The following is a 21,613-nucleotide window of genomic DNA, read 5'->3' on the forward strand; positions in this document are numbered from 1 at the left end:
TTTTTTTCAGGTAATAAATTGGCTATTAAGTCATATTAATCCTACGGTTAATGTGTGATTGCTTAAAAATAAGGTATTTTACGGATTAAAATTGCTTTTAATCGATATTTTTATTAAGTTTGAGTTCCAAGAGTACGGATGTTTAATAAAATTGTTTCTTGAAACAATATTAAAATCTAAATCATGAAAAAAAACCTACTAGGAGCAATTGTTATATTCTTTGTGACTTTTGCGTGTTTATTGGTTATTAACGAAGTGTCAAATAATCAGGATTCTGATGTGGAAAACGATCAGTATTACGTTACGGACTGATTAACTTAACGCTTCTATTTTTTTAGCGATACTTACTGGGTTTAATTCTAGTAAGTTTTGTAATTCTAATGTGCTTCCTTGTTCTATAAAGTTATCTGGAACTCCTAAAACGATTATATCTTTTTTATAATTGTTTTTGGCTGCAAATTCTAGAATAGCACTTCCAAAACCACCTTTAATAGTGCCATCTTCAATAGTAATAATACTTTTATATCTATTACATATTATGTGCAATAAAGTTTCATCCAGAGGTTTTATAAATCGCATGTCGTAATGCGCAACATTCATTCCATTGTTAACAAGCTCTATTGCATCTGTTACATTGCTTGCTGTGGTACCAATACTTAAAATAGCTACGTCTTTTCCTTCTTTTAAGCAGACTCCTTTGCCAATTTCTATAGTGGTAAAAGATTTTTTCCAATCTATTATTTCTCCTCTTCCTCTTGGATAACGAATAGCAATGGGCATATCTAAACCAAGCTGTGCTGTATACATGATATTGCGCAATTCTATTTCGTTTCTTGGAGCAAACAGGATGAGGTTTGGTATACATCTTAAATAGGCTAAATCAAAAACACCATGATGTGTGGCTCCATCCTCACCAACTAAACCTGCTCTATCTAAACAAAATATTACTGGTAGTTTTTGCAAAGCGACATCGTGTATTACTTGGTCGTAAGCACGTTGTAAAAAAGTAGAGTAAATATTGCAAAAAGGAATATAACCTTGTGTTGCCATTCCTGCTGCTAAGGTTACCGCATGCTGTTCGGCAATACCAACATCTAAAGCGCGATCGGGGAATTCTTGCATCATGTATTTTAAAGAACTTCCAGTTGGCATTGCGGGAGTAATACCAATTATTTTATCATTTTTTCTAGCAAGTTCTACAATAGTATGACCAAAAACATCTTGAAATTTTGGAGGCTGTATTTGGGTGGTTTTCTCATATAAATCTCCTGTGGCTGCGTTAAATTTTCCCGGAGCATGATAGGTTACTTGGTTTTCTTCAGCTTGTTTTAAACCTTTTCCTTTTGTGGTTATGATATGTAAGAACTTTGGACCTTTAACTTCTTTAAGACGTTCCAATTCTAAAACTAGAGCAGGTAAATCATGACCATCTATTGGCCCCGAATAATTAAAATTTAAAGCTTCAAAAATATTGTCTTGTTTTTGTGTGCCTTTTTTAACATTGGTTAAATATTGTTTTAAAGCACCAACACTAGGGTCTATTCCAATAGCATTATCGTTTAAAATAACCAATAGGTTAGCGTTTGTTACTCCGGCATGGTTTAGTCCTTCAAAAGCCATTCCGCTTGCAATAGAAGCATCGCCAATTACTGCAATATGTTGTTTGTTTACTTCTCCTTTTAATTGGGAAACTAAAGCCATTCCTAAAGCTGCTGAAATAGAAGTGGAAGAATGCCCAACGCCAAAAGTATCATATACACTTTCTTCTCGTTTTGGAAAACCAGAAATGCCTCCAAGTTGTCTGTTGGTATGGAAATCAGCCTTTCTACCCGTAAGTAGTTTATGCACATAGGCTTGGTGACCAACATCCCAAACTAATAAATCTTCGGGTGTATTAAAAACATAATGTAAAGCAATAGTTAGTTCTACAACACCAAGACTTGCGCCTAAATGCCCTTCTTTAGTGGCAACGATATTAATTATAAAGGCACGCAGTTCTTTGGCAAGTGCAGGTAATTGCTCTTGTTTTAAAAGGCGTAAATCTTTTGGGTAATTAATATGGTCCAGCATGGTGTTCATCTACTGCAAATGTAATATTTGAAAATGATACTATTACTAATATCATTTGAAATTGTACTTTTACAAGAATTATTAATCCTTGAAGTTACCGCTATGATTACACCTTTTGATGACACGTATTTTATGAAAAAAGCACTTCAAGAAGCGGAAGCTGCTTTAGAAAAAGGGGAGGTTCCTGTTGGTGCTGTTATTGTTGTAGAAGACAGAATTATTGCAAGAGCACATAATTTAACAGAATTATTAAATGATGTTACTGCTCATGCCGAAATGCAGGCTATTACAGCAGCGGCTAATTTTTTAGGAGGAAAGTATCTTAAAAACTGTACCTTATATGTAACGTTAGAGCCTTGTCAAATGTGCGCAGGTGCTTTGTATTGGAGTCAGATTTCAAAAATTGTGTATGGTGCTACAGATGCGCATCGAGGTTGTGGTGTTATGGGAACAAAACTGCACCCTAAAACAAAAATAGAAGGTGGTGTTTTAGCGGAAGAAGCTTCTGCAATTATGAAACGTTTTTTTATTGAGAAACGGAATTTAAATTAAAGCATTCTATTGCTTTTTCTTTAAAACGAAACTTTTTTGACACGTGCATTAGCGATAGAAACGGCATCCTTTTCAAGAAGCTTTGAATAATAAGTTATAAATTTTTAAGCTTTTCTAAAGTCTAAAGAGATCTCAAATTGAGTTTGAGACGGCTTCGCAGAAAAGATATAGTGGATAGCGCGACGCTTTGTAGCTTTTGCGAAAAGGGTAATGCTCAAATTATAATTTTCGGGTATCTCCTTCTCGTTTTCGCATTTTGTCTAAGTTTTCTTTATTTAGCATATAGTCTTCTACCTTTTTGTCTTTCCATCTATGATAAGAAAACAAAGGAAAGGTAATAAAGAAAAGGCCTAACACGCCAAAACCAATTAATTTTTGGGAATAATCTACGTCTAAAGTAAAGCCTAAAATAATACTTGTAAGAGTTGCTATAGATATAATAAGAATGAGGTATTTCATGTGTCTTTATTTTTTTTAATGGGTAAAGTAGCATACATATACCTGTAATCTTACATTCGTATGTAGATTTCATGGTTGACTACTATGTGAAATTTATTAATTGCTGTCTGTATGCGGTTAATAGTTTGGATCTTGAAATATAGCCATAATATTTTCCATCTTTAATAACTGGTAAATTCCATGCGCCGCTAGACTTGAATTTATCCATAATAACATGCATTCTGTCTTCTTCATAATTAATGATGCCAGCATCGGCATGCATGAGGCTAGCGACATCTACAGTGTCGTAAAGTTCTGTATTGAACATCATGTGTCTAATATCGTCCAAGCGAATAACGCCTAAAAATTCATGCTTATCATTTACTACTGGAAAATGATTTCTAGAAGATTTAGCCACTGCATTTTTGAGTACCTCTCCCAGTTTCATTTCTGGTTTTAAAAGGATGAAATTGGTTTCAATAACTTTATTAATATCTAAAACCATTAAAACGTTTTTGTCTTTATCGTGTGTCATCAATTCGCCACGTTGTGCCAGTTTTAAAGTGTAAATGGAATGGGATACATAATATTTTGTGATGGCAAACGAAATGGCAGATACCGTCATCAAGGGTACAAAAAGTTCATAACCACTAGTGATTTCTGCAATCAAGAAAATGGCTGTTAATGGCGCATGAAGCACTCCAGCCATTAATCCAGTCATTCCAATAAGGGTGAAATTAGATTCGGATACATGAAAACCTAATCCGATATTATTGATAATTTTAGCAAATGCATTACCTATGGCGCTTCCCATAATAAGTGTTGGAATAAAAACACCTCCTACACCTCCTGCTCCAAAAGTTGCTGTCATAGCAATAGCTTTAAAAACGGCAATGCCTATTAAAAGACCAATAACGATCCAGATATTGGATAAATCTAAATCTAAAGGCGTTTTTCCTATTGCAGAAAGATGATCTCCTTTTAAAAGGTTATTCATTATTCCGTAACCTTCACCATAAAGTGGTGGAATAAAATAAAGAATGGTGCCTATGGCTAAACCACCTATTAATAGTCTAATTGCTCGACTTTCAAACTGTTTAAAAAAATTGGTTATTGCGAAAAATACTTTTGAAAAATAGACTGAAGCTAATGCTGTTACGACACCTAAAACTAGATAAAAACCAATGTCGTTTACTTCAAATTTATCGGTTAATTCAAAACGAAGTAATACGTCGGTTCCTAAAAACATATACGATGTTAATACCGCCGAAACGGAAGCCAATAATAGAGGGACTAAAGAGGTAAAAGCAATATCCAGACTAAAAATTTCTAATGCAAAAACGATGGCTGCAATGGGAGCTTTAAACATGGATGCCATAGCGCCTGCAGCCGCACAACCTATGAGTAGCAGTCTTGTTTTTGTGCTCATATTAAATAATCGTGCAACATTTGAACCTAATGCTGCTCCTACGCTAACAGCAGGTCCTTGTAATCCTACCGAACCCCCAAAACCAGCGGTAAGTGGTGCGGTGATTAAAGATGCGTAAATATTATACTTTGGAATTATTCCGTTGAGTTTCGATATGGCGTATAAGGTAGATGATATACCATGACCAATATGTTTTTTTAACCATATTTGTTTAATGATATAAACTAGTAATAAACCTATTATTGGGAATATAAAATAAAGGGCATGGTGGTTATTTCGGAAAAAGCTTAACTCAAAAAGCAAGCGAATATAATGCGTTAAATTTTTTAAAACCACAGTACCCATTCCTGCAAGAAAACCAACTAAAATACTAAGAATATACACAAACTGACTTTCGGAAATGTGCTTGTATTTCCAAATTAAGAATCTGCGTAATAGATTTTTGGTAGTTAATGGCATGTTTTTAAAGGACTAAATTTTCTTTTTCCGGTTTGCTGTTGTTAGTAGCTTCTTATTTTTTTGCTACTAGTAACTTATAAGATATACTAATTTCAATATTTTTTTTGGTAAAACAGGTTATAATTTCACAAAGTTAGAACTTTCCGAATAAAATAATCGAATATAGTATTAAAACACTAGGGTGTAATAGGTTGTGTTTGCAGAATTGTGCTTTTAAATGTCTTGTGTTACGACTCGCCTTGTAGGTTTATTAGCTGACGTCGATAGGCTGTTAATAGTTTTGATTTAGATATGAATCCGTAGTATTTTCCATCTTTTTTTACCGGTAAATTCCAAGCGCTACTATCTTGAAATTTTTTCATAATATCCGTCATTTTATCTTTGTCTAAGTTAATGACTTCTGGTGGTTTCTGCATTAAATCGGATGCAATAACATGATGATATAAGGATTGATCAAACATGATAGGACGTAAATCATCTAAGAGAATAATGCCTTCTAACCTTTGACTTTCTTTGTTTATAACTGGATAAATATTACGTTTCGATTGGATGACTGCTTTTTGGATTATTTCTTCTAAAGTCATGTTGGGGCTAAGTTTAATGAAGTTTGTTTCAATAACTTTATCAATATCCATTAAGGTTAAAACCGCGTGGTCTTTGTCGTGGGTAATTAATTCGCCTTTTCTTCCAAGTTCCATGTTGTATACGGAATGTGGTTTAAAATACTTGGTAATACTATAGGAAATAGTTGCAGTAAGCATCAGTGGTATAAAAAGTTCATAGCCTCCAGTGAGTTCTGCTATTAAGAAAATGGCGGTTAGCGGTGCATGCAGAACACCTGCAAGTAGACCTGCCATACCTACTAAAGTAAAATTACTTTCGGAAATGGGTGTTTTAAATAATCCGCAATGATTAATAATTTTCGACATGGTAAAACCCATAATACTTCCCATAAAAAGGGTTGGAGCAAAAATACCACCAACACCACCAGCTCCAAAAGTAAGTGCGCTTGCAATAATTTTAAAAAGCATCAGCCCGATTAAAAGAAAAACAACCGTCCAAATGTTGGTTAAATCCATATCAAATAGATTGTTTGTCAATGCTTTCTCTGGATTTCCGACAATTAAATTATTAATAACATCGAAGCCTTCCCCATAAAGTGGCGGAATTAAATAAACAAGAATACCAATACCAATACCACCAACAAGCAGTTTTTTAATCGGACTGTTTAGTTTGTCGAAAAGCTTCTGAATACGGTCGTAAACTTCGGTGAAATATATGGATATAAAAGCGGCAACGATTCCTAAAAGTATATAAAAAGGTGCATCAGAAAGATAGAATTTATCTTCAATGCTAAAAGGTAATAATACATCGCTTCCAAAAAAGAATCGAGAGGTTAAAATAGCCGAAAGCGATGCTAATAATAAAGGCAACATCGAAGCAATGGTTAAATCTAAACTAAACACTTCAATAGCAAAAATAATAGCTGCAATGGGTGCTTTAAAAATAGAACTCATGGCACCAGCTGCAGCACAACCAATAAGTAAAGTTCTAGTAGTTTGATTCATGTGAAACATTCTAGAAATGTTGGAGCCTAATGCTGCTCCTGTTGCTACTGTTGGGCCTTCTAGTCCAACCGAACCACCAAAACCTACCGTTAGAGGAGCGGTTAATATAGAACCGAACATTTGGTAGCGTTTCATGATGCCTTTACGTTTGGAAATGGCATAAAGCGTAGATGGAATTCCGTGGCTTACTTTGTTTCTTATGATGTATTTAATACTGAAATAAACGAGCGTTAATCCTAATATTGGAAACAAAAAGTAAAATGCGTGATGGTAATCTTTTATTAATTTAGTTTCTAATAAGTGTTGAATAAAATGCGTTAAATTTTTTAATATCACTGCGCCCATCCCTGAAGCAAAACCAATAAGGATACTAAGTATGTAAACAAATTGCCGTTTGGAAATATGCTTGGCTCTCCAAATAAGAATTTGTTTTAAAAGGGTTTTTTTTGGCATTATTATAGGACTAAAAAATCCTGCAAAAGCAGGATTTTAAAATTATGATTTTAAATTAAGTTTTAAGCTTAACTCGGTTAACTGTTCATCATCAATTGGAGCAGGAGCGTCTATCATGACGTCACGGCCAGAATTGTTTTTTGGGAATGCTATAAAATCTCTAATGGTTTCTTGTCCGCCTAAAATAGAAACCAATCTATCTAGTCCGAAAGCAAGTCCACCATGCGGTGGTGCTCCATATTCAAAAGCATCCATTAAAAAGCCAAATTGTGCTTTAGCTTCTTCTTCGCTAAAACCTAAATGTTTTAACATGATTGCTTGTGTTTTTTTATCGTGAATTCTAATCGATCCTCCACCTATTTCGTTTCCGTTTAAAACCAAATCATAGGCATTGGCTTTCACATCTCCAGGATTGGTATCTAATAATTCTATTTGTCCTGGTTTTGGTGATGTAAATGGATGATGCATGGCATGGTAATGTCCGGTTTCTTCATCTAATTCTAATAAAGGGAAATCGATTACCCAAAGAGGTGCAAATACTTTTGGGTCACGTAAACCTAATCGTGTTGCTAACTCCATACGTAATGCACTTAATTGTGCTCTTACTTTATTAGTGTCTCCAGATAATACACAAACTAGGTCGCCAGGTTTTGCTCCTGTAATTTCGGCCCATTTTTCTAAATCTTCTTGATCGTAAAATTTATCTACAGACGATTTAAAAGTACCATCATCGTTACATCTAGAATAAATCATTCCTAAAGCACCAACTTGCGGACGCTTCACCCAATCAATTATTTTATCTATTTCTTTTCTTGTATATGTGTTTCCGCCAGGAACAGCAATACCAACAACTAATTCTGCATTATTAAAAACACCAAATTCTTTGTGTTGTGTTACGGCATTAAGTTCTCCAAATTCCATTCCGAAACGAATATCTGGTTTGTCGTTTCCGTATAAACGCATCGCGTCATCATAAAGCATTCTCGGGAATTTCTCTACTTCAACACCATTTATTTCTTTTAATAAATGACGTGTCAATCCTTCAAAAGCATTTAAGATATCTTCTTGCTCTATAAAAGCCATTTCACAGTCAATTTGTGTAAATTCTGGCTGTCTGTCTGCACGTAAGTCTTCGTCTCTAAAGCATTTTACAATTTGAAAATACTTATCCATTCCACCAACCATAAGTAGTTGTTTGAATGTTTGTGGCGATTGTGGAAGTGCGTAAAATTGTCCTGCATTCATTCTGGATGGCACAACAAAATCACGAGCTCCTTCTGGAGTAGATTTAATTAAATAAGGCGTTTCTACCTCTATAAAACCATCGTTAGACAAGTAGTTTCTTACCTCTTGTGTTACTTTTGCTCTAAAGATTAAATTGTCTTTAACTGGATTACGTCTAATATCTAAGTAACGATATTTCATACGTAATTCTTCACCTCCATCGGTTTCATCTTCAATAGTGAAAGGAGGAACTAATGCTTCGTTTAAAATATTTAATTCAGAAACTAAGATTTCAATGTCTCCAGTAGTCATCTTAGGGTTTTTAGATGCACGCTCAATGACAGTTCCTTTGACTTGAATTACAAATTCACGACCTAATTTTTGAGCTTGTTCTAGCATCGTTTTAGAAGTACGCTCTTCATCAAACACTAATTGTGTTATTCCGTATCTATCTCGTAAATCTATCCAAACAATAAATCCTTTATCTCTCGATTTTTGAACCCAACCTGCAAGAGTTACTTCTGTATTTATATGTGATGCATTTAACTCACCACAATTATGACTTCTGTACATAAATTTTTATTTAAAGTGCAAATTTAACATTTATATTGTGACTTTAATTGGTATTGTAAAAACTAATTTTAATAGTGTGTATCGGGGATTATAGTGTGTTTTTATTATTATATAATCATAAAAAGTGATTAAAATTTAAATATTTAACAATTTTGTTGTTTTTTTGTTTAAACAATATAAATCAAAAGTTATGGTAAAAAACTTCTTTATGGTGCTGTTTCTATTATTAGGGACTTCACATTTTATGAGTGCACAACAAGTAACAGGGAGCGTTTCTGACGATTCTGGACCAATACCAGGAGCCTCTGTTATTGTAAAGGGAACCACCAATGGTACAACTACAGATTTTGATGGAAATTATACCATTGATGCCAATACTGGTGATGTTTTGATATATTCATATGTTGGATATGAAGAACAAGAGGCTACAGTTAGTGGTAGCGTAATGAATATAGTACTACAATCTGGAGTTTCGTTAGATGAAGTTATCCTGGTAGGTAACAGAGCAAAACCAAGATCTATTCTAGATTCACCAGTTCCAATAGATAATATTGGTGTTGAAGAATTAAAGAATACGGGGCAGCCAACAGTAGATAAGATGTTAACGTATATGGTGCCATCTTTTAACTCTACAACGCAATCTATCTCTGATGGAACGGCTCATTTTGATCCAGCAGATTTACGTGGATTAGGTCCAAGTAGAACCTTGGTGTTAGTGAATGGGAAACGTAAAAATCAAAGTGCTTTAGTGTATATTAACGATACACCTGGTAAAGGAGAAGTTGGTGTAGATTTAAAAAGTGTACCAGCTGCAGCAATAGAACGTATAGAGGTTTTAAGAGATGGAGCTTCTGCACAATATGGTTCTGATGCCATTGCGGGAGTAATAAACATGGTATTAAAAAAAGGAGTAGAGTTTACCACCGTTAGTACAAAAGCAGGAGTAACTACTGAAGGAGATGGCTTTAATTTTGGAGCAGATTTAAATACTTCTATTGGCTTAGGTAAAGAGGGAAGTTATTTAAATTTCACTCTTGGTTATTACCAACAAGAAAAAACTAATCGTGCAGGAACTCCTGGGAAAGACGATTTATTTGGAGTGCAAGCTGATGACGCAACTTTTGGAGATTGGTTAGCAGAAAATTCAGATTTAGGAATGACCATTGGACAACCAGAAATGAAAATAATGGATGTTTTTGTAAATGCAGGAGTGCCTATTGGTAATAAAGGAGCCGAATTTTATACGTTTGGTGGATTGACATACAGAACAGGTAAGAGTTTTGCATTATACCGTACACCTTACTGGGTTACAGATCCTCATAATTTATTACATGAAGCGGGAACAGAATATCAAGGTTTTCAGCCAACATTTGAAACAGATGTTAGAGATAATAATATGACAGCAGGTTTTAAATGGGATTTACTAGGATTTAAAGTCGATTTAAGTGGTACTTATGGAAGAAATGCAGTGAATTATGAGGTAGGTAATACCTTAAATATAGACTTAGGAGCAAATAGCCCAACCTCTTTTGATGTTGGTGCATATACTTTTAGTAATACACTTGCTAATCTTGACTTAAGCAAAGAAATTGGAAAGTTTGTAGTTTCTTTTGGAGGGGAAGTACGTGGAGAACGTTTTACTGCTAAAGCAGGAGAGTGGGCTTCTTATTATAACCCATCAGGATCTGGAGGAGCACAATCTTTTCCAGGATTACAGCCTAGTAATGCTGTAAGTGCAACTAGAGATAATTACGGTGTTTATGGAGCTTTGGACTGGGAGCCAACAGAAAAATTATTAATAGGTGGTGCTGTTCGTTATGAAGATTTTAGTGATTTTGGAGACAATACCTCTTGGAAAGTAAATGGTCGTTATTCATTAGGAGAAAAAGGAGCTATAAGAGCATCGTATGGAACAGGATTTAGAGCGCCTTCATTACATCAAATTTATTTAAGTAATGTACAAACGCTAGTTTCTGGAGGTTCTATCTCTAATCAAGGGACTTTTAATAATGTAGATCCTATAATTAGAGATGGTTTAGGTGTACCGCAATTAACAGCAGAAACTTCTAAAAATATTTCTGCTGGAATCACATTCAAACCGGTAAATAATTTATCACTATCTCTAGATTTTTACAATGTAAAAGTAGATAATAGAGTATTATTTACAAATGAAATTGGTTTTGATGACATTGCAAGTGATACCAATCCTGTAGAACAGATATTGATAGACAACTCTATTACAAGTTTAAAATTCTTTGTTAATGCAGTAAATACTAATACTACAGGAGTAGATTTAGTTGCTAATTATAGAAATATAGAATTAGGAAGTGGAAAATTGGGAGCAACATTAGCAGCGAATTTTAATAATACAGATATTGATGGTAAGATTGATACGCCAGCTTTACTTGAGGCTAATGGATATGATATATTTAATAGAAAAGAACAAGCTAGAATTCTTTCTTCTAGACCTAAAACAAAAGTATTATTAGGTTTTGACTATGAACTAAACAAATGGAACTTTGCCTTAAATAATACTTATTTTGGAGAAGTAACTTGGCAACATGCTACAGATGCAAGTAAAGACCAGACGTTTGCAGGAAAAGTTATTACAGATTTGATTTTTGGTTATGCATTTAGTGATCGTCTTTCGGCATCCTTATCTGTTACCAACTTATTAGATGTGTATCCAGATGAAATAGAAACAGGAGGTGACGTAGTTACAGATCTTGGAGGTAGATTTAAATATCCTTGGGAAGTAAATCAATTTGGTACTAACGGAACAACTATTAGTGGAGGATTGAATTTTAAATTTTAAAAGAAGTTAATATTTTTTTAAAACAATAAAAAAAGCCAGAGAGGTAGCCCTTTCTGGCTTTTTTGTTTGAATATATTTCGACTGGTTTATTTGTAATTTTTTAGTATTTTTATTATGGTTAATGTTTTTTTTATGTTTAAAAGTTGAATATTATATAAATAATTAGTAATTTTTGTTGTTATTTAGTAGTAACTAATAAAAAAACAAAAATTATGATTAAAAACTACCTAGTGGCAATGATGCTTTTCTTTGGAGCTTCTCAAATCATTGCACAACAGCAAATTACCGGAAATGTTTCGGATGATTCTGGTCCAATACCAGGAGCTTCTGTGATTGTTAAAGGAACTACAACAGGAACCACAACAGATTTTGATGGTAATTACACCATTGAAGCTAACAATGGGGATACATTAATGTTTTCTTATGTTGGTTATGATGAAAAAGAAGTAATTGTAACTGGAAAGGTAATGAATGTGACTTTAGTCTCAGGAGTTGCTTTAGATGAAGTTGTGTTAGTTGGATCCAGAAGAGCAGGAAGGACTGTTTTAGATTCTCCTGTACCTATAGATGTTATAGATGTTAAAGAAATAGCGTCGTTAGGAGCACAAACAACAGTAAATGAAATTTTAAATTATGTTGCGCCTTCATTTACATCTAATGCACAAACGGTTTCTGATGGAACAGATCACGTTGATCCAGCTTCATTAAGAGGGTTAGGTCCTGATCAAGTATTAGTTTTAATTAATGGGAAAAGGCGTCATAAATCTTCTTTAGTTAATGTGAATGGTACCGTTGGTACTGGAACAGTAGGTACCGATATGAATTCTATACCTTCTGCTGCTATTTCTAAAATAGAAGTATTACGAGATGGTGCTGCTGCACAATATGGATCGGATGCTATTGCAGGTGTAATTAATATTGTATTAAAAAAAGCGACTAATGAGTTGACTTTAAATGTGAATAGTGGTGCAAATATTAGTCAACATTCTGAGCAATATGACGAAGGTGGTATTGATGGTGAGAAATTTCAAATTGATGCGAACTATGGTGTAGATTTAGGTAAAAACGGTGGTTATATTAATTTTACTGGTTCTTTAGAAAATAGAGGAGCAACCAATAGAAGTGATGCTATGGGACAACCAATATACACGATGTTTGATATTGCAGCTAGAAACTTAGGTTACGATACCGCATATAATATGAATCCTGGTGCCTTAGCAAGTTATGTTGCTGGCTTAGATCCAACTTTACAAGCAGTTTATGATGCAGGTGTTGCTAATGGAGATTCTTATTTAGATATCATTGCATCGGATGGTGCCACTTTTGGTGGTGACACATCCAATCCTGCTCCAATTTCAGAATATGAATTAGCGCAACGTGGTTTATCTCGTGATGATTTTAGAATGAAAGTTGGACAGTCTAAACTTCGTGGAGGAAAATTCATGATGAATATGGAGTTACCATTAGACGATAATGGTTCTTCCTTTTATTCTTTTGGAGGTATTAGTTTTAGAGATGGTTTAGGGGCTGGGTTCTATAGAAGACCTGCGTATACAGATGGAAGAGGTAATCAAGAAGCATTGCCAAATGGTTTTTTACCACATATAGCATCTAAAATTATAGATAAGTCTTTTGCAGCAGGAATAAAAGGTAAGATTGGCGATTGGGATGTAGACTTTTCTAATACCTATGGTACCAATAGTTTCGATTTTACTATCGAAAATACCGTTAATGCAACTTTAGGGACGTCTTCTCCTAGAGAATTTGAAGCAGGAGGTTTTTCTTTTGCACAAAACACTACTAACTTGGATATTTCTAAATTTTATGAAGATACTTTTGCAGGATTTAACGTTGCTTTTGGAGCAGAGTATAGAGTAGAAAATTATCAAGAAATAGCAGGTGAAGAGGCTTCTTGGGCTAGCTACGATGTTAATGGTCAAATAGTAACAGGAGCTACACCAAATGGGGATTTAGTAACTAGTTATTTTGGAAGTGTTGTTCCGGGTGGAGCACAAGTTTTTCCAGGATATAGACCAGAAAATGAGGTAAATCAAAACAGAAATAGTTATGCTGGTTATTTGGATTTAGAAGCAGATATTACGGAAGCATTTTTAGTAAGTACCGCTTTTAGATATGAAAATTATAATGATTTTGGGGATACCTTTAACTGGAAGTTAGCTTCTAAATATAAGTTTTCTGATAATTTAGCTTTAAGAGCTGCAGTAAGTACAGGGTTTAGAGCGCCAGATTTACACCAAATTTATTTTAATGCAACTGCAACACAATTTGTTGGAGGTATACCAATAGAACAAGGAACTTTCGCAAATAATAGTAGGTTAGCACAGATTTTAGGTATAGAGCAATTAAAAGAAGAAACTTCTAGAAACTTTAGTTTAGGTTTTACCGCTAAATTACCAGATTTGGGTTTAAAATTCACCGTGGATGGTTATATAGTAAACGTAGAAGATAGAGTAGGTTTAACTAAAAGTTTTGGACCAATTGATGCAGAATCTCAAGAGATATTTGATGCTGCAGCTGCAACAGCAGCTAAGTTTTTCACTAATGGATTTGATGTAGATACCTATGGTGTTGATGTAGTAGTTGCACATAGTATGTCTTTAGGTGAAGCAAAATTAACCAATAACCTTTCTGCTACTTTTAGAAAAGTGGAAGTAAAGAATGTAAAAGAAATTCTTGGTGAAGAGATTTTGGACGAAACCTTAAAAGGGTATATTGAAGATGCTATGCCAAGAGCAAAAATAAATTTAACAAATACCTATAAACGTGAAAAATGGAGTGCTATGCTTCGTAATGTATACTTTGGTGCTGTAAATGATCCAGATTTTAGAGGTACAGCAACACCAGTAGAATATGGTGCCAAAATTGTAACCGACTTAACGGCTTCTTATGACTTATTCGATAATTTAAGAATTACCGCTGGTGCTAACAATCTATTTGATATATATCCAGACGAAGTACCTTTTGAAGGATCTCAATATGGAGATCAATTTATCTTCTCTCGTAGAACTTCTCAATTCGGATTTAATGGTCGTTATGTATTTGGTAGATTAACCTTCACTTTAAAATAAAAAATTATGAAAAATAAAAAATCAATTTATAAATTATTCTTACTACTTGCAGTTGTGTTTGTAGTAAGTTGTGATGATAGTGATGACGTTAATGATGTTGTTTCTGGTATTGACAGCGGTTTAGATGTTAGTAATGATCTTTTCTTTAATAACGATACAGCATCTGCAAATATCTTTACAGGAACAGATATACCTAACGATCTTACCGTAGGGACACTAACTGCCTTATCTGCAGATACTAATGTGGTTTTTGATGTAATGTATCAAGATGGAACTACTGCTACTGAAGGTGTAGACTATATGGTTAATGATGGAGTGATTACTTCGGGATCACAAGATGGTACTGGGAGTATTACCTTTTTAAATTTAGGAGATTTTGAGGTTTCTATTGCTGGTAATGACGGCTCTAGTCTTGATAATACGCCTTCAAAACTTATTTTTAAAGTAGTGCCAACAGTTACTTTTTCCATGGTATGGGATGATCCTTTTTATGATTATGATATGTTTTATATGGACGGAATAGATTTAACCATGAATGATGTGTATACTAATGGTACATCCCCTGATTTGAATGCTTTAGGTTATAGTGGAGGTATTTCTAATTTTGAATCGGTTACCATTTTATCTACAGATTTAGTAGGAGATACATACTTATATCTTGAAGATTTTTATAACGATAATGCAAGTGTAGATGTTACTTTAACGGTTGCCGTGCAAGGTGGAACTAGTACCGATTTTACGATTGTAATGGATATGGATAAATGGGCTTTTAAAGTACAAGGAACACAAACTGATTCTGGAGTTACTTTTGTATATGAAGTTTTATAAAAAAAAGTATTTATTAATAAAAAAAAATCCGAAGCATGTGCTTCGGATTTTTTATTTCTTCTATTGTAGGTTTTCTATTCTTCGGTAATAGCAACTGTTGTATTAGCTCTATTTCGTAACCACATTTTAAACTTTGTAACTAAGTAGAATAAAATAGGGACTACAATTAGTGTTAAGAAAGTAGCAATGAATAAACCGTAAATTACTGTCCAAGCTAATGGACCCCAAAATACCACGTTGTCTCCTCCCATATAAATATGTGGGTTAAACTCACTGAATAAAGTAAAGAAGTTAATGTTTAAACCAATAGCTAAAGGAATTAGACCTAGTATAGTAGTAATTGCTGTTAATAATACAGGACGTAAACGTGCTTTTCCTGCTTTAACAATACTTTCAAATAGGTCATCTTCTTCTAAGTAGTCCTCTTTCTCAAGATTTAAATCATGCTTTTTTCTATCAATTAGAAGTTGTGCATAATCGAGTAGTACTACACCATTATTTACTACAATTCCTGCTAGCGATATAATACCAACCATAGTCATCATAATAACAAAGGCACTTCCTGTGATAACAATACCTCCAAATACACCAATGAAACTCAAGAAAATAGCCAACATAATAATCGTTGGTTTTGAAATGGAGTTAAATTGAAAAATTAGAATAAAGAAAATTAATCCTAATCCAGTAAAGAACGCACCAACTAAGAAAGTCATTTGTTTGTTTTGTTCTTCAATTTGCCCAGTATAATCAATTCTAACATTTTTTGGTAAACCTTCATAGTTTTTCATTTCATTTTGCACTTGTGCAACAATAACTCCAGCATCAGTAAATCCAGGAGAAAGTGCAGAGTAAACAGTAACGACACGCTTGGTGTCTTTATGCTTAATAGCGTTGAAACCAGAATTGTTTTCATATTTTGTTACCGCAGAAACAGGTACGCTTTTTAACTGACCAGTATTATCTCTAAAAGTGATATTCTGATTAAATAGTGCACTTTTGTTATATCTAATGTCTTCATTAAAACGAACATAAATATCAAAATCATCACCATCTTCTTTATAGATTCCAGCCTTAGAACCAAAAATAGAATTACGTAATTGTTGTCCAACCTGTAATGCGCTAACACCTAGTTCTCCTGCTTTTTCACGATCAACTGTAACACGCATGGTTGGCTTGTCTTTGTTTACGTTAATTTTAAGCTCATCAATACCAGGAATGTTTTTCGTATTAATAAACTCACGCATGTTTTCTGCTACAGCAATTAACTCATTATAATCATCTCCTTCAATCTCAATGTTAATTGGCGATCCAGCTGGTGGACCGTTAACATCTTTTTCCACAGAAATTAAAACACCAGGATAAATCCCTACTAATGAAGATTGCACTTTTTGTCTTAGCAGCTCACTATCTTCTCCTCTACGGAATTTATATTCTCGCATAGAAGCTGTAATCTTTGCTTTATGTGGCGTTTCTGCTGCAGATCCCATATCTGTCTGAGCATTTCCAGCACCAGCACCAACTTGTGATACAGCACTTTCCACCATAAAGTTATAACCATTGTCCATGTATTGCGAGCTGTTTAAAACAGTTACAACGTGTTTTTCTATTTCTTTAGTTATTGTATTTGTTTTTTCAATTGCTGTACCTTCCGGATATTCTATATAAACAATAATTTGATTCGGTTTATTATCTGGAAAGAACTCTACTTTAGTTCGTTGTGAACTTAATGAAGCTCCAAAGGCTACAAAAGCAAGTATTAATAAAGCAAAAGTACCAAACGTTAATACATAGGGTTTCCAACCAGAAAGCGCCCAACGTAATTTTTTCTCATACCAACGTTCGAGTCTAACCAACGTTTTTATTTGAAAATTATTAGCCCATTTACGTATAAACCATCTGTAAAACCAAAGCATGATAGCAGTAAAAATCATTAATGTTCCTAGTCCTCTATAAGCGCCACCAAAAAGTAAAATGAGTACACCTATGATTGCAATAATACTTGTGGTTTTAATAATTTGCTTTAATGGCATGTCTTTGTCTTCAATACTCATGAATTGAGAAACTAAAACAGAGTTAAAGAAAATAGCAACAAATAGAGAAGATCCTAAAACTACAGAAAGTGTAATTGGTAAGATCATCATGAAATCACCCATAATTCCTGGCCATAAACCTAATGGGATAAAAGCCGCAACCGTAGTCGCTGTAGATATAATAATAGGAAAGGCAATCTCGCTAATTCCTTTTTTAGCCGCTTCAATTCTACCCATGCCTTCTTCATCCATAAGCCTGTATACATTTTCAACAACTACAATCCCGTTATCTACCAGCATACCAAGTCCCATGATTAACCCAAAAAGAACCATAGTATTTAAACTGTGACCTAGGAGGTTTAATATCATTAACGACATGAACATAGACATAGGAATTGCAAACCCAACAAAAATGGCGTTTTTAAATCCTAAAAAGAACATTAAAACGGTAACTACTAAGATAATTCCGAAAATAATATTGTTTACCAAATCATCAACTTGACCAATGGTTTTAGGAGATTGATCATTAGTAATGGTTACTTCTAAATCTTGAGGAAATATATTGTCTTTAGCTTCTTGAACAATTAACTGTACTTGTTCTGCAGCCGCTACCATGTTTTTACCTGCACGTTTTTTTACGTCCAGCATTACAACAGGCTTTTCAAACTCTCTTGCAAATGTGTTTTTGTCTTCTTCTTTAAAGGTAACCGTTCCAATATCTTTAAGATAGATGGCGTTACCATTTTCTGCTTTTACAACAAAATTGTTCAATTCAGAAGGTTTTTCTATTTCACCTATTATTCTAATTGTACGACGTTGTCCGCTAGTTATTAAATTACCTGCAGACATAGTAATATTCCCGTTTTTTATAGCACCAATAACATCATTAAAAGTTACATCCGCAGCCATCATTTTATAAATGTCTACAGCAACTTCTACTTCTTTTTCTTGTGCACCACGAATATCTGCTTTTTTAATTTCTTGAATATCTTCAATTTCATCTTGAAGGTATTCTGCAAAATCTTTTAATTTTTCAACAGGATAATCACCAGAAATATTAATGTTAAGAATTGGCATTTCTTCCGAAAGACTTAAATCAAAAACATCCGGTTCTACTTTAGCATCATTAAAAGTAGGCCAATCTTCACCAGAAGTTTCGGTGTCTATTTCGTCTTTAACTTTTTGTTTTGCTTGCTCTACAGTAATGTCTTCATCAAACTCTACCACTACCATCGAGTAATCTTCCTGTGATGTGGAGGTAATTTCAACCACATTACTAACCGATTTTAATCGATCTTCTAGAGGGTCTGTGATCAGTTTCTCTATATCTTCGGCAGTATTTCCAGGAAACACAGAGCTAACATATATTTTAGTTTCATTAACTTCTGGGAAATTTTCTCTTGGCATGCTAAAAAAAGCAGTGATACCAATGTAAAAAATAACAGCAATAAGCACATACATGGTAGTCTTATTGTTAATTGCCCAAGAGGATAAACCAAATTCCTTCTCTATCTTTTTTTTCTTTTTTGTCATTGTCTTTGGTTTAGTAATTTATTACTTTAACAGTTTGACCATCTTTTACACTTCGTGCTCCCTCTTTAATAAGTTCTGCATCATTTTCAATACCTTCCAAAACTTCAATCACATCACCTTGAGTTCTCCCTGTTTTTATAATAATTTTCTTAGCAACACCTTCTTTGTTGGCGTTTTTATTGTTTACTACATAAACGTATTGTTCTCCTTCTGCGTTTTCAGAAATGATACTTTGCGGAATTAATAACGCTTCTTCGTTAGTGTAGTCGTTAATTTTAAGCTTTGCAGTTAAATTAGGTTTTATTGTTTTGTCTTTATTAGGAATAGCAACTTCTATTTTAAACGTACGATTAGATGGATTGATAAAATCTCCAGCTTGACGTATGGTAGTTTCTACAGTTTTCCCTAAAATTGGAAATTCTGCAGTCACATCTTTACCTTTTACAACGTTTGCAATGTATGCTTCTGGAACATCGGTTTCAATATACATGTCGTCCAGATTAATAATTCTAATTAATTGCGATTGGCCTGCTGCAACAACACTTCCTTGTTCTGTAATAACATCGTCTATTGTTCCAGAAAAAGGTGCTTTTACATTTGTTTTACCTAACTGTTGTTGTAATTGATTCACTGCTTGGGTTTGTGCATCATAGTTAGATTTGGCTTGCAAATACTGAATTTCACTTCCAATTTTTTGTTTCCACAGTCTTTCTTGACGCTCAAAAGTAGTTTTTGCTAAATCTGCTTGAATTTGTAATTGTGCTACTTGTTGGCTTAATCCACCATCATCAATTTTAGCAAGTAATTGTCCTTTAGTTACTTTCTGTCCTTCTTTTACATATACCTTAGTAAGTATACCGTTGTATTCAGGATATATTACAATTAGATTTTTTGTAGTTACATTACCTTGAATTTCTAATACATGTTTAAACACTTCATGTTTTGCCGTAAAAGTGGTTATTAATGGTATTTTTTTAACCGTATCTAATTTAGAAATAGCTTCGTCTAAGATTGTGATTTTATCATGAATTACTTTTTGGTCATCAACTAGTTCTGTTCTTTTATTTCTTATTTTTTCTAAATTTTCAGTAGCTAAAATATTTTCTACCGAGTTTTTCTTTTTTTCACCTCCACAAGAGACTAATAAGAGCGTAAGAATTATTAGGGGATATATATTTTTCATTATAAAGTGTTTTCTGGTTGATTTAGTTTTTTGGTATTTCATTTAAAACAGTTTCTAGTTCTGCTTTGGTGTTAATTACATTTAACATCGCTTGTAATAATTCTTGCTGTGCTGTATATAATTGTGTTTGTGCTTGACGTAAATCGAAACTAGATGAAATACCTTCAAAAAATTTGATTTGGTTTTTTTGTTCAATGCGCTCTGCTAGGTTTAAATTATCTTTTTTGTTGGTATAATCTTCCATTGCAAATTGGTAATCGCTTTTTGCAGATGCTATTTGTAGTTTTAATTGTTGTTGTGTTTCTGTTAAGTCATCTTGCGCTTTTTCAAGATTTACTTTAGCTCTTTGTGTAGAAGCGCTTCGCATTCCAGAACTAAATAGTGGGATATTTAAGCTTACACCAAATAAAGATGAACCAAACCATTTTTGGTTTGTGTTGGCAAAATGAAATTTTTCATTATATGCTGTGTATCCACCATTTATAAATGCATCCAGTGTTGGTAAAGACTTGCTTTTCTCTAGCTTAAGTAATAACTCTTTAGAAACTTTGTCGTTTGCTGCAATTTTAAAATCTATGGTGTTTTCTACATTTTCTTCCACATCTAATAAGCTTAAAACTGAATTGTAGTTTGCTAATCCTTCTAGGTTTTGGGTTAATATAGAATCTGTATTCACATCTAGTCCAAGTGTGATGTTAAACATTTGGTATGCTAGTTTTTTAAGTCTTTCGGTATTTTTTAACTGACTTTCAACTCCCGAAAGGGTAATTTGTAATTGCTCTACACTTTCTTCTTCCTCTAAACCGTTTTCAAATATTTTAGTTATTTCAAAAATGTTTTTCTCTAAAACAGTAATGTTTCTTGTTAAAACGGCAATGCTTTCTTCTGCTAATAATACATTTCCGTAGGCGTTAATCACCGCTTTACGGACTTCTAAATCTGTTTTTTCTTTAGCGTTTTTAGAAATTTCTAAATATACTTTAGCAGATTGTAGACCTACTAAATAAGAACCATCAAATAGTTTTTGTGTTAAAGTAGCTGTTGCTGCTGTGTTTTGTTTTGTGCTAAAGGTAACAGGAACAAATGTTCCAGGTGCTCCTCCAGTGAGTTCGGCAGGAAGGAGTGTAACTTGTTGTTTTAACCAGTTTTGGTAATCTACAGATGCGCTTAACTGTGGTAAGCCTGTTGCTGTGGTTTCCCATTTTTGTAATTCTGCTGCTCTAATATCTCGAACTGCGTTTTTTGCTGTTCTATTATTTTCTAAAGCATAATCTATTGCTTCTTGTAAGCTGAATTTTGTCGTGGTTTCTTGCGAAAAAATAGCAGTAGTTATTAAGAATAATAGAAGTGTGATACTTTTTTTCATTCG

Annotated in this window: 12 protein-coding genes; 4 read left to right on the forward strand and 8 right to left on the reverse strand. The window is 33.7% G+C overall.

Annotated features, from left to right (window positions below; translation table 11 throughout):
* Positions 1-312: 312 nt before the first annotated feature.
* On the reverse strand, positions 313-2,079 hold the full coding sequence (gene dxs / locus FG167_RS07030; RefSeq protein ID WP_203460712.1) for a 1-deoxy-D-xylulose-5-phosphate synthase: 1,767 nt from the start codon (positions 2,077-2,079) through the stop codon (positions 313-315).
* Positions 2,080-2,172: 93 nt separating this feature from the next.
* Between dxs and FG167_RS07035 the strand changes: the two genes are divergently transcribed.
* Entirely contained in the window at positions 2,173-2,622 is a 450-nt protein-coding gene (locus FG167_RS07035; RefSeq protein WP_203461074.1) for a nucleoside deaminase, read from the forward strand.
* 219 nt (positions 2,623-2,841) lie between these two features.
* Here the strand turns inward: FG167_RS07035 and FG167_RS07040 are convergent, their stop codons facing one another.
* From FG167_RS07040 to aspS, 4 genes are all read right to left on the reverse strand, one after another.
* Entirely contained in the window at positions 2,842-3,081 is a 240-nt protein-coding gene (locus FG167_RS07040; RefSeq protein WP_203460713.1) for a hypothetical protein, read from the reverse strand.
* Between the two features lie 82 nt (positions 3,082-3,163).
* A complete protein-coding gene (locus tag FG167_RS07045; RefSeq protein ID WP_203460714.1) occupies positions 3,164-4,948 on the reverse strand; it encodes a chloride channel protein in 1,785 nt (594 codons plus the stop codon).
* A gap of 227 nt (positions 4,949-5,175) precedes the next feature.
* Positions 5,176-6,969, reverse strand: coding sequence for a chloride channel protein (locus FG167_RS07050; protein WP_203460715.1), 1,794 nt, complete (start codon positions 6,967-6,969; stop codon positions 5,176-5,178).
* A gap of 42 nt (positions 6,970-7,011) precedes the next feature.
* Positions 7,012-8,766 carry an aspartate--tRNA ligase gene (gene aspS, locus FG167_RS07055; protein ID WP_203460716.1) on the reverse strand — a complete coding sequence of 585 codons (1,755 nt, stop codon included), beginning with the start codon at positions 8,764-8,766 and terminating at the stop codon, positions 7,012-7,014.
* Positions 8,767-8,974: 208 nt separating this feature from the next.
* Between aspS and FG167_RS07060 the strand changes: the two genes are divergently transcribed.
* From FG167_RS07060 to FG167_RS07070, 3 genes are all read left to right on the forward strand, one after another.
* Positions 8,975-11,581: a TonB-dependent receptor gene (locus FG167_RS07060; RefSeq protein ID WP_239004458.1), complete on the forward strand. Its 2,607-nt coding sequence runs from the start codon at positions 8,975-8,977 to the stop codon at positions 11,579-11,581.
* Between the two features lie 212 nt (positions 11,582-11,793).
* On the forward strand, positions 11,794-14,670 hold the full coding sequence (locus tag FG167_RS07065) for a TonB-dependent receptor domain-containing protein (RefSeq protein WP_203460718.1): 2,877 nt from the start codon (positions 11,794-11,796) through the stop codon (positions 14,668-14,670).
* A 6-nt stretch (positions 14,671-14,676) separates the two neighbouring features.
* Entirely contained in the window at positions 14,677-15,498 is an 822-nt protein-coding gene (locus tag FG167_RS07070; RefSeq protein WP_203460719.1) for a hypothetical protein, read from the forward strand.
* A 74-nt stretch (positions 15,499-15,572) separates the two neighbouring features.
* Here FG167_RS07070 and FG167_RS07075 read toward each other — a convergent pair whose 3' ends face one another.
* Genes FG167_RS07075 through FG167_RS07085 form a run of 3 tightly spaced genes read right to left on the reverse strand, consistent with a single transcriptional unit; the run spans position 15,573 to position 21,610 of the window.
* Positions 15,573-19,061: an efflux RND transporter permease subunit gene (locus tag FG167_RS07075; RefSeq protein ID WP_203460720.1), complete on the reverse strand. Its 3,489-nt coding sequence runs from the start codon at positions 19,059-19,061 to the stop codon at positions 15,573-15,575.
* Between the two features lie 10 nt (positions 19,062-19,071).
* Positions 19,072-20,244 carry an efflux RND transporter periplasmic adaptor subunit gene (locus FG167_RS07080; RefSeq protein WP_203460721.1) on the reverse strand — a complete coding sequence of 391 codons (1,173 nt, stop codon included), beginning with the start codon at positions 20,242-20,244 and terminating at the stop codon, positions 19,072-19,074.
* Between the two features lie 22 nt (positions 20,245-20,266).
* Positions 20,267-21,610 (reverse strand): TolC family protein, encoded by a 1,344-nt coding sequence (locus tag FG167_RS07085; RefSeq protein ID WP_203460722.1) that lies wholly within the window; start codon positions 21,608-21,610, stop codon positions 20,267-20,269.
* Between the last annotated feature and the right edge of the window lie 3 nt (positions 21,611-21,613).

The organism is Lacinutrix sp. WUR7 (assembly GCF_016864015.1).
GTDB lineage: Bacteria > Bacteroidota > Bacteroidia > Flavobacteriales > Flavobacteriaceae > Oceanihabitans.